This window comes from Bacillota bacterium, assembly GCA_040754675.1.
In the GTDB taxonomy this organism is placed as follows: Bacteria; Bacillota; Limnochordia; order Limnochordales; family Geochordaceae; genus Geochorda.
In genome coordinates, this window is the sequence record JBFMCJ010000094.1 from 1 (window position 1) to 10,649 (window position 10,649).

11 protein-coding genes and 1 tRNA gene are annotated in these 10,649 nt (G+C 62.8%); 1 reads left to right on the plus strand and 11 read right to left on the minus strand.

Features of this window, described 5'->3' with window-relative positions; all coding sequences use genetic code 11:
• A partial coding sequence (locus tag AB1609_07545) for a DMT family transporter (GenBank protein MEW6046322.1) occupies window positions 1–648 on the minus strand: 648 nt, incomplete at its 3' end.
• Window positions 649–820: 172 nt separating this feature from the next.
• On the minus strand, window positions 821–991 hold the full coding sequence (locus AB1609_07550) for a hypothetical protein (protein MEW6046323.1): 171 nt from the start codon (window positions 989–991) through the stop codon (window positions 821–823).
• A gap of 191 nt (window positions 992–1,182) precedes the next feature.
• Here AB1609_07550 and AB1609_07555 point away from each other — a divergent pair.
• A tRNA-Pro gene (locus tag AB1609_07555) sits at window positions 1,183–1,259 on the plus strand.
• 47 nt (window positions 1,260–1,306) lie between these two features.
• On the opposite strand, the gene AB1609_07560 is transcribed toward AB1609_07555, so the two are convergent.
• From AB1609_07560 to AB1609_07600, 9 genes are all read right to left on the minus strand, one after another.
• Window positions 1,307–3,064: a DUF6531 domain-containing protein gene (locus AB1609_07560; protein MEW6046324.1), complete on the minus strand. Its 1,758-nt coding sequence runs from the start codon at window positions 3,062–3,064 to the stop codon at window positions 1,307–1,309.
• Window positions 3,065–3,196: 132 nt separating this feature from the next.
• The gene (locus AB1609_07565; GenBank protein ID MEW6046325.1) at window positions 3,197–3,529 is read right to left on the minus strand and encodes a DinB family protein; all 333 of its coding nucleotides are present in this window, start codon (window positions 3,527–3,529) and stop codon (window positions 3,197–3,199) included.
• 224 nt (window positions 3,530–3,753) lie between these two features.
• Entirely contained in the window at window positions 3,754–4,785 is a 1,032-nt protein-coding gene (locus AB1609_07570) for an alcohol dehydrogenase catalytic domain-containing protein (protein ID MEW6046326.1), read from the minus strand.
• Between the two features lie 52 nt (window positions 4,786–4,837).
• Window positions 4,838–5,605 (minus strand): 3-oxoacyl-ACP reductase FabG, encoded by a 768-nt coding sequence (fabG, locus tag AB1609_07575; protein MEW6046327.1) that lies wholly within the window; start codon window positions 5,603–5,605, stop codon window positions 4,838–4,840.
• 22 nt (window positions 5,606–5,627) lie between these two features.
• Window positions 5,628–6,620 (minus strand): transketolase C-terminal domain-containing protein, encoded by a 993-nt coding sequence (locus AB1609_07580; protein MEW6046328.1) that lies wholly within the window; start codon window positions 6,618–6,620, stop codon window positions 5,628–5,630.
• A gap of 8 nt (window positions 6,621–6,628) precedes the next feature.
• The gene (locus AB1609_07585; GenBank protein ID MEW6046329.1) at window positions 6,629–7,540 is read right to left on the minus strand and encodes a transketolase; all 912 of its coding nucleotides are present in this window, start codon (window positions 7,538–7,540) and stop codon (window positions 6,629–6,631) included.
• Window positions 7,541–7,601: 61 nt separating this feature from the next.
• Entirely contained in the window at window positions 7,602–8,435 is an 834-nt protein-coding gene (locus AB1609_07590; GenBank protein MEW6046330.1) for a carbohydrate ABC transporter permease, read from the minus strand.
• Between the two features lie 8 nt (window positions 8,436–8,443).
• Window positions 8,444–9,370, minus strand: coding sequence for a sugar ABC transporter permease (locus AB1609_07595; GenBank protein ID MEW6046331.1), 927 nt, complete (start codon window positions 9,368–9,370; stop codon window positions 8,444–8,446).
• A gap of 127 nt (window positions 9,371–9,497) precedes the next feature.
• The coding region (locus tag AB1609_07600) for an extracellular solute-binding protein (GenBank protein MEW6046332.1) at window positions 9,498–10,649 on the minus strand (1,152 nt) is incomplete at its 5' end.

The following is a 10,649-nucleotide window of genomic DNA, read 5'->3' on the forward strand; positions in this document are numbered from 1 at the left end:
GGCCGCATCGACGCCCGGGGTGAGAAACGCCGGCAGCCCTCCCCGCCCGGCCAGCCACTGCCACGCTTGAAAGGGCGCCAGGGCGACAGCCGCCACGACCATCGCGTAGGCGGTGAGGGTGATGGCGGAGATGCGGCGTGTCAGCACGCGGGCGATGACCGTGTAGCCCGCCCAGGCCCAGCTGGCCACCAGCATCATCGCATCGCCGGCATTGACCGAAAGCCGCCCTGACAGAGCCAGTGGCGACCCGCCTCCCAGGATGACGGCCACGCCCAACAGCGTCAGCAGGATGCCGGCCAGTTGCGCTGGACTCCACCGCTCGTGAAGGAAGACGGCCGCCAGGATCAGGGTGAAGGCCGGGGTTGCCGTGAAGATGAGCGTGCCGTTGATGGCCTGCGTGTGGCGCAGCGCCTCGTACTGCAGCAGCGTGTACGCTATCATGCCGAGGCCGCCGGCCACAGCCACCCCTGCCCGGAGGGATGAGGAAAGTCCGGGTAATTGCCCTTCCCGGCAGCGGATGAACGCCAGCAATGCGGCACCTCCGAGGACCCACCGCACCCACGTGAGTTCGAGCGGCGTTACGTAGGGCACCAGGGCCCTCGCGATGACCCAGTTGCCGGCCCAGAAGAGGGGCGCCCCGGCCAGCATGAGGTAAGCCGCCCACAGGCTGCGGGGACCGCCTTCACGCCCGGTGATCCCCTGCGTTGGTGAGGTTCGAGCCGGAGCCATGGTCTTTGTTGTTCGGCCGTAACCGGAAATCCCCTGCGGGGAACCGGCCGCCTCTATGTGGCGTCCCAGGAGCCCCGCGTCTGCCGGCCGGTCAGGCGCGGGGCAGCAGCGGCACGATGTAGCGCGCGAGGAAATAGAGGATGGCAAGCACGATGATGACGATGGCCGTCCACCGGATGGCGGCCTGCGCGACGGCGGCCCCGTCAGAGCCGGACCTGCCCGGCGATCGGGCACCCTGCCGGTCGTCGCCCTGGATTTCCACTTCCCGAGGCACCTCGCCCGTAACCAACTGGATGCGGGCCGGTCACCCGCGGTGCGCGAGAGGGCGGTCGGATGACCGGTTCCCCTTTCAGTCTGGCCACGACCGGGGAAGGCCATGACCGGCGGAAAAGCGGCACAGAAGGCGTGCGCGTTGACGAGCCAGCCGCCGTGGCGTACGATGGTGCCAGCCGGCGGGGCGTGGCGCAGCTTGGTAGCGCGACTGCTTTGGGAGCAGTAGGTCCCGGGTTCAAATCCCGGCGCCCCGACCATCTCCTGGGGGTGCTCGGCGATCTCGTCCTTGCCGACCTTGACCCGGTTAGCGGCCCACCTCGCCGAGTGATTCGCCCGACCGCCCGCGGGCGTCTCGCCCGATGACCCGCCCCAGCCCGTCGTACTGCCAAGTATAGGTCGTGCCGTCGGGAAGCGTCATGGCCTTGAGATTTCCGTCCGGCTCGTACTCGTATGTGTATATGCCGTCGTGCGGATAAAAAGCCATCACGGTGCGACCCAGGCGGTCATAGACGAAGTGGGCCGTGTCGCCGTTTGGATACCGAATGCTCTGCAGCCGGCCCAGGAGATCGTACGAAAACTGGTAGACTTCCCCGGTGTAATCGGTGAAGCGAACCACGTTGCCGTACTCATCGTAGGCATACTTCCGCTTCTCCCGGCCTGTCGCTGACCGCCTGGCCGTCTCCACCTGCCCTCGCCGGTCATAAGTGACGGTGAGGTCCAGGTCGGGGCCGCGCAGGCCGACGATTTTGCCATACTCGTTGTAGTGGAGCTTCACCTCGTTACCGTCTGGATCAAGGAGCGCATTCGGACGCCCGTAGTGGTTCTTCGACACCACGCGGAAGCCGGACTGCTCAGGTGAGCTCGACAGCCTCTGGAGGACGTTCCACTCCGTGTAGATCTCGCCGAACAACTCCCTCAAGGGATCGGGAGCCACAGGGGCGGGCTCGTACTGGCGCGAGCCCCCGGTTGCAGGTTGCTGCTCGACGGACGTCAGCGTCCACGACCACGGAGGGATGTCCTCGTAGGTGTAGATGGTGCGGCCGCCCTCTGAACGCCGTAAGGTCGAGCGCCGAACTCTATCGGACCACTCGTAGACCCACTCCTCGAGGACCGAGCCGTCCGGGAGCCGTACGTACTTCATCCGGCCCTCTTCGTCGTACGAGTAGCGGAGCGCAAACCCCTCGGGGTCGGAACGCTCGATGAGACGGCCCTGATCGTCGTACCGGTACCTCCAGCTGCCGCCCTCCTGATCGATGACGGTGGTGAGCCGGCCGGATGCGTCATAGCCGTACTGGACGACACCGCCCATGGGATCCTGAAGTTCCACGACGCGCTCGCCATCGTATCGCAGCCGATAGGCGCGCCCTGCGGTATCCACGATCTCGACCAGCCGGCCCAGGTCGTCGTAGCGGAAGCTCATCCGGTTGCCGTAGATGTCCGTCATCGCGACGAGCCGGCCGGCAAGAGCAGACTGGTTCTTCCGCCAGCCCGCCCAGTAGCCGGCAAAGTGGTAGGCGATCCCGTCGAGCGTCCACTCCGTGTAACTGCCGTCGGGATTGCGCACCAAGTGGTTGGGATTGTACACGGAAGCCTTGAAGTAGCCCTTGTCCAGAGGGATCTCGATATACGGGTCTCCGTCGAACGATTTGACCCTCTCGACCCCCGTGGGAATGAACGCATAGAGCGTCCGGAAGCCGTTCTCCTGCAGTACCTGCATCGAGTAGTCCCAGTTCATCTCCAGCCGGCGGTTGTACCGGTGGGTCCAACCGGGACCGAAGGGACCATTCCAGGTATCGCCCTCCCCTGAACCGTAAATGCGTGTGAACTTGAAGTCGATCCCGACGCTTCGCACTTCGAGATCGGTGTGCTCGAGGAAGTACTTCCCTGTCAGCGTATTGACGGGGTCACCCGCTACGAGGGAGAACCCGGTGTAAGCCTCGAGGGGCGAAGGAGCGGGCCGCATTTCCGTAGGAGTCCGGGCGGCGCGCACGGACGACGCCCACTGCGCGCCCAGGATGATGAACGGCACAAGTGCCAGCGCTTGCCAGGTCTTCCGCTTCACGTCTGGTCACGCTCCCGCGACAGGTCGGAGTCGCTCCAGTACCGGCTGCAGTACGATCATCGCCCAGCATCGCGAGGAGCTTGAAGGCAGCCAACGCCGGCCCGGCAGCCCGCAGCGCCACCGCGGTGAGCCTCAGCCCAGGAGCCTCGGTCTGCCGAGCAACGCCCGGAGCGTCATGATCTTCCCCAGGTGGTATCCCGCGTGGTAGAGCATGCGCAACAGCCCGCCGCCCACCGTCTGGTAGGTGCGGGACGGGGAGGTGGCAGGCCGATCGAGGTCACCTGCCGCCAGGCGCAAGAGAGCCTGATTCGCCTCCCTGAAGAAGTCCAGGACCCTGGCCGGCGAGGGGAGACTTCCGTCGCCAGAGGAGCCACAGGCAAAGATTCGCTCATTGCGCCGTTCGTTCGTCGTCTCCTCGGGGGAGCACCGCGCGACGCGGCGCAACCGCCAACGCAAGCTGGCCAAGCTGGACCCCGAGGTCGCCCGCCTGCGCGGGCAACTCGGCCGCTACCGCCTGAAACCAGCCCGCAGGTGCGAGCTCGCCTGGAGGCCTTGCTCCAGCGCTACGGCTTGGCGGAGGCCTTCGTCTGGTCGACAGACGGAAACAACCCCGCCCTCCGCTTGCCTTCCTCCTGCCACAGATGCCGGGTTTCCAGGAAATAGTAATGCCTTAGCTGCGAAATGTCCGGCTAGCCTTCGGCCAACTGGAACATGACTTTTGCACACGGCTCTACGCGGTTTGCCGCAACCTCGAACGCGTAGCTGTACTCCTCTATGGAAAAGCGGTGCGTTATCAGGGGTCTCGTGTCCACCCTCTTGGTTGCCAGCAAATTGACGGCCGCCTGAAAGTCTTCCCGGGTATACATCTGGCTCCCGACCAATTGCCGCTCGCTTGAAACGAGCGAAAAGGCGGTAAAGGACGGAGCCGATTCGAACAAAGCAATCACCACGACGGTCCCCTTTCGCCGCGTCACATCCAGCGCCGTTTGGATAGCCGTCGGGACACCTACCGTGATGAAGCTGTAATGCGTGCCTAACCCACCTGTGAGCTCGTGAACGCGAGCAACCACGTCTTCCTTGCGCGCGTGCACCACCTCCGTGGCTCCCATCTCCAGGGCCTTGGTGAGGTTGAACTCCTCGATGTCAGAGGCGATGATCGGACTGATGCCTGCCGCCTTCAGCGCCGCAATGGTTACGAGTCCGATGGTACCAGAGCCCAACACGAAAGCGCTGTCCCCGATGTGGGGCCGGGCCAGCCGCACTGCGTGGATTCCGACCGCGAGGGGTTCAACCGTTGCCCCGACCTCGAGGGAGATCATCTCTGGTAGCGGTACCACCGTGCTGACCGGCACCACGACGTACTGCCCGAAGGAGCCCGGCCACGACGTGGTACCGAGCACCACCTTGGAGGAGCACAGGTTGTAATCCCCGGCCTTGCAGTATGCACACGAGCCGCACGGGATCTGGGGTTCCACTGTAACGCGTGCGCCGGTCTCCACTCCCATCACTCCGTGGCCTATTTCCACCACTACCCCTGACAGCTCGTGGCCGAGCACCGCCGGCGGGCGTCTAAACGGATGGGTTCCCAGATAAGCGTGGACCTCCGACCCGCATATTCCCGTATATGAGACCCGCACCTTCACCTCCCCGGGGCCGGGTGAGGGCTCGGCCTTCTCACAAAGCTCCAGCTGTCTCGTTCCCACCAGCACGATGGAGCGCAACGCTTCCAATCCCCTCTCAGACATGCAGGCCGAAACGCCACCGGCCAAGGCATCAATCGAAATACAGGCCGCCGTTGATATCTAGCGCTTCTCCCGTGATGTACGCAGCCCGGTCAGAGGCGAGGAAAGCCACCGCCGCGGCCACCTCAAATGGTTGAGCCATTCGAGGAATGGGAAGGTGCCGCGTGAGTTGCTGCTGAACCTCCTGCGGCTCAAGGCCCCCTCGGATGTCGGTGGCAACCAGACCGGGGCAGACGGCGTTGGCGGTAATGCCATACGGCCCCATCTCCCGCGCGACCGCCTTGGTGAATCCCAGGATCCCGGCCTTCGCGGCGCAATAGTGTGCCCCGCCGTATACCCCGCCTCCCTGCTTGGCGGATACGGAGCTGATGCTGACGATGCGCCCGTATCCCTGCGCTTTCATGTAAGGGAGGACCGCACGTGTGCACAGGAACGCCCCGGTGAGGTTGACCTTGAGAATGCGCTCCCAGTCAGCCAGTTCGATTTCCGTCACAACGGCTCGCTGCGTGATTCCGGCGTTGTTCACCAGCACGTCGATTCGCCCGAACCGCTCCAGAGTCGCGAGCACCATAGCTTCAACGTTGTCTGGGCTGGTGACGTCACAGCGTACGGCCATCGCTTCGGGCCCAAGCCGTGAACACTCTTCCGCGACCTCCTGGCATCCTGGAAGGTCAAGATCGGCTGCCACAACGTGGTACCCCATTGAGGCCAACTCTGTGCAGATGGCTCGCCCGATGCCCCTGCGAGACCCGGCGCCCGTGACGATGGCGGTCCGATGTTGCGGGATGTGCTGCGACATTTGTACGACCACTCCTCGTCTCTCAGCGAACTTCGGCGGCATGCGGCCGGCTTGGCTTCCTGCGAATCACTCGAAGTGCCGCCTCGACGATGTGTTCGGTGTTCATCTGGTAGAGAGTGAAGAGCTCCTCGGGGTCTCCTGACTCGCCAAAGGCATCCCGGAGTCCGATCCGTTCCATTGGCACTGGATGTTCTTCACCCAGAACCTCGGCGACCGAGCTACCAAGCCCCCCTGTGATTTGATGGTCTTCGGCGGTTACGACCCCTCCCGTCTCACGAGCGGCAGTCGCTATCGTTTGGCGATCGATCGGTTTGATGGTATGCACATCGATGACGCGGGCCGCCACCCCCACCGCCTCAAGACGCTCAGCGGCCTCCAGGGCCTTGCTAACCATCAGGCCCGTGGCGATTAAGCTAACCTGATCCTTCGGGGAACTGCGTAGGACGTTTGCGCGCCCGATGACAAAGCCCGCCACGTCCTCGTAGATTGGCGGCACCGGATTCCGCGTGAGGCGGATGTAGACGGGGCCGAAGTACTCCGCCGCTGCGAAAACTGCCCACTCCGTGGAGAGATCGTCGGCGGGGTTGAGGATGGTCATGTTCGGAAACGACCGCAGGATCGCCAGATCCTCGGTGGCCTGGTGAGTTGCCCCATCCGACGAAACCTGCAGCCCACCGTGACTTGCTGCGATTTTCACGTTTGTCTTGGGGTAGCAGATGAAGGTGCGGATCTGCTCGCAGGCCCGCATTGACGCGAACACGGCGTAAGTCGTGGCGAACACGATCTTGCCCGTCGTGGCCAGGCCGGAGGCTGCTGTCATCATGTTCTGCTCGGCGATGCCCACGTCAAAAGCACGGTCGGGAAACCGCGTGTGGAAGGCGGCGCTCTTGGTCGACTTGGCGATATCCGCATCAAAGACGATGACGTCGGGGTTGGACTCACCAAGCCTGACCAAAGCCTTTCCGAAAGCGTCCCGGGTGGCGATCGGCTTTCGTAAGGCCGCCCGCTCGGCCATCGACACGTTCACTGCAGCGCCCTCCTCGCCCGCTCCAGCTCGTCAATTGCTCGGTTGCGTTCATCGGCGTCCGGCGCTTTCCCGTGCCACTCCACATCGTGCTCCATGAAGGAGACGCCCCGGCCCTTCACCGTGTGGGCGATGACAATCGCAGGGCCACCGGCTTTGCGGGCCCACTGCAGTCCCATCAGCACTTCGCGCATGTCATGGCCATCGATTTCACGTGCCCGCCAGCCGAACGCCTTCCACTTGTCTACCACGGGCTCGATGTCGTTCACCTCGTGGTTGTTCCCGTCGATCTGGAGCCCGTTGTAATCCAGGATGGCAATGAGATTACGGACCCGGTAATGCGCTGCAGCCATGGCAGCTTCCCAGGTGAGGCCTTCTTGCATCTCGCCGTCGCTGATCAGCACGTAGACCCGGTACGGCTCGGACTGATACCGGGCCCCTAGCGCCATCCCGAGGCCGGCTGACAGGCCATGGCCCAGCGAACCCGTGGTGAAATCCACGCCTGGTGTCTTCATGACGGGATGGCCCTGGAGGATAGAGTGCGTGCGGCGAAGCGTCCATAGGGTCTCCCGGGGGAAGTAACCGCAGTGGGCCAGCGCCGCGTACCAGACGGGGCAGGCGTGACCCTTGGACATGATGAAGCGATCCCGCGCCGGCCACGCCGGGTCTCGGGGGTTGTGCCGCATGATGTAAAAGTAGAGAGCCGTCACGATCTCCGCAGCCGACAGCGACCCCCCCGGGTGTCCCTGACCTGCCCGGTGAACCATCTCGATAACGTCCCGCCTGAGTTCGTAAGCCTTGAGACGAAGACGACGGATCACCTCGTCATCGATGGGACGCGCCGAAAGGCTCCAGTCCCACTCAGTCGCCTCAGGAGGCCCGTTGATGGTAACGACACCTGCCTCGAACACCTGCTCTAGCTCCTTTCGTCGGCATCCGGATTAGCTGGGGCGTTGAGGGGACTTATGGATCCTACCCCTTCACCGCCCCTGCGGTAAGGCCTTCAACCATGTAACGTTGAAAAAACGTGTAGAATACGACGAGCGGCACCGACGCGAGGACGCCTGCAGCCATCAACTGCCCCCAAAGGAAGACGTCACCCATCTGCAGGGCCGAGATACCCACCGGGATTGTCTTTTTCTCGGGCGAACTGATGAAGACCAGGGGATAGATGAACATGTTCCAGGCCTGCGTGAAGGCGAACAGCCCCGCCGAAACCAGGCCTGGGGCCGACAAGGGCAGGACGATGCGCCATAGGGTTTGTAGCTTTGTGGCGCCATCGATCTGGGCGCACTCCTCGATCTCTTTGGGAATGCTTCGGAAGTAGCCAATGAGCAGCCACGTGGCGAAGGGAACCACAAAAGTCAGGCTGGACATGATGAGACTCAGGTAGGTGTCAAGCCATCGCAGCCGGTAAAAGATGTCGTACATGGGGATGAACAGCAGGGTTTGTGGGACGAGATACGTGAGAAGTACCGTCTGGCTCAAATGATAGCGCCCGGGAAAGCGTAGCCGGGCAATGGCAAAACCAGCCAAGGCACCTATGAGCAATGCAATGGTCGCCGAGGTGAGGGCAACTATCGCGCTGCTCTTGAACCAGTGGACGAAAGGAGTCGTGCTGAGGAGCCTGGCATACGACATAAGCGTAGGCCGTTTGACCCACAGTGGGTCGTCGAAGGAGTAAAGCTCCTGATCCCGCTTCAAAGACGTAATCAGCATCCAGTAAAACGGAAGGAGCGTGATGAGAGCAAACAGTGCCAGGGGCAGGTACAGCGTTAGCGTTCTACTGACGTACCAGCGAAGCATCCCCCTCTTCACGCTAGCTCACTCCGTTCCATGTGGCGGACCAGCAAGTAAATGGCTCCTGCCAGAAAAGGTAACACGAAGAGTGACACGGCCACCCCTTTGCTCAGATTGGCGCTGCTGAATGCGACCTCGTATGTATAGGTGGAAAAAACGTGCGTGGCGTTTCCAGGCCCCCCCCGAGTGAGGATGTAGATGATCTGGAACTCCCCGAAGGTCCACACCGCTGATAGGATGGTCGTGATCAGAGCGACGTGTCGGATCTGAGGAAGGGTCACGCGCCAGAACTGCACCCACGGCGAAGCCCCATCGATTCGCGCAGCCTCATACAACTCCGTTGGGACCGTCTGAAGCCCGGCCAGCAACGTTACGCCGAAGAATGGCATGCCTCGCCACACGTCCACCGCGATGATCGCAACCATTGCAAGGCGGTAATCACCCAGCCAGCTAAGTCCCCAGTCGATGAGGCCTGCCCGTATCAGCAACGTGTTGATGATTCCGTAGACGTCGTTGAACATCCATGTCCAGGCAAGCGCGCTGACGGCCGTGGGAACGACCCATGGAAGCAGGTAGACGCCGCGAAACAGGTTGCGGAGGCGGAACTGCTGGTTGAGCACCAGTGCCATCAGCATGCCAAAGATGAGCTTCAAGCTCACCGCACCCACAACATAGGTGACCGTATTGCGCAGGACCCGGAGGAAAACCGGGTCATGCAGCAGCTCAACGTAGTTTCGTATCCCCACCCAGTGCGCCGGAGCCCCGATGACCTTCTGGTTGAGGCTCAGCCAGATGGCGCCGAAGAACGGGTAAAAGACGAACCCAAGGAGCAAGGCGACGAGCGGCAGTACGAAAATCCATCCCTCGACGGCGTCTCGTCTCCGGGTGGCGGATCCAACTCGGGCGCCCTCCAGGGCCAGGGTCTCGGGGGTTCCGCCCACGCCTGGATTTCCTCCTCTTCCACACCTAGTGGTGATTCCGGCCCGGGGGCCGCGGCGTTTCTCCTGGAGGGCCCTACCGCATGCTCCCTCCGGGCCGGATAATCGGGGTTGGTTCTACCGAAGGTGTCTACTTCTCCCCGTAGATCGCCTTGATCCGCTGCAGTGCCTCGCTCAAGGAAGCTTCGGGCGTCAGGTTTTCCGCTACCACGCGGCTGACCATGTCGATCATGACCCGCTGGTTGAGCACCTCAGCTGCCTGGCGGGTTACCGGGCCAGGCCAGCCCGGGTACAGCACGAACGGCATCTGCTCCACCGCGCCGGCGAGGTGGGGGTCACTCCAAAGCGGATCGCTCATGAAGCTGCGCACCATGGGCGAAATCGCCCCTTCGGCCGCCACCATGAACCTCCGGTAGTTCTCCGGGCGGAAGAGGTACCGCAGGAGGCTCTTCGCCTGCTCGGGATACCTGGTCTCCCTGAAGATCCCGACGGAGAAGGCCGTGGCGTAAGCGGCCCGGCGTACCGGTCCCGCCGGGAACTTGATGTGGAAGGTCTGCTCCGCGATGTCCGGGCGCTGCCGCTTGGCTGCATAGTAAACGCTCGGCGAGTTGGTAGTCATGGCGAGCTGCCCGGTCATCCAAATGGTGTTGTTGGCCGCATCGTCCCACCCCGTGGCGCCTGGCGGGATCAACCTGTACTTGCGGTACATGTCGACCACCAAGTTAAGGACTTTGCGGGTCTCGGGGGAGTCAAAGGTCAGCGTAGTGCCGTCCTCTTTCACCAGGTGTCCACCGTAGCTCCACCAGATGGAGTTCCAGAACTGTATGCCGTCATAGCTGCGGGTGAGTGACTGACCGAATGGATACCTGTACCCGACTTGCTGGAGCTTCAAGCCATATTCGATCACCTGGTCCCACGTATCAGGGAACGGAATCCCCGCTTTGTCAAAGGCTCCTTTTAGCACCACAAAGGTGTGGGCATGGCCGTAGTAAGGAATCGCTTTCCACTGCTTGCCCACCCGAGCTTGTGCCGCTGCACTCGGCCAGAACGGATCCGCCCCCTGCTCCCTCTCGATGTCGCGCACCACGTCAGAAACGTCTACCAACACGTGGGAGTAGAGCACCGGTGCAGCTGCGGGGAGGATGGCGATATCGGCTCCGGTTCCCTTCTCTGCCGCAATGGCCAGCTTATAGTCCAGATCCTTCTGAGAGATGTTTTCTACCGCGACGTCGACACCATTAGCCTGTCCCCACTGCTGGACCTGGTCAGAGAACTCCTGGTT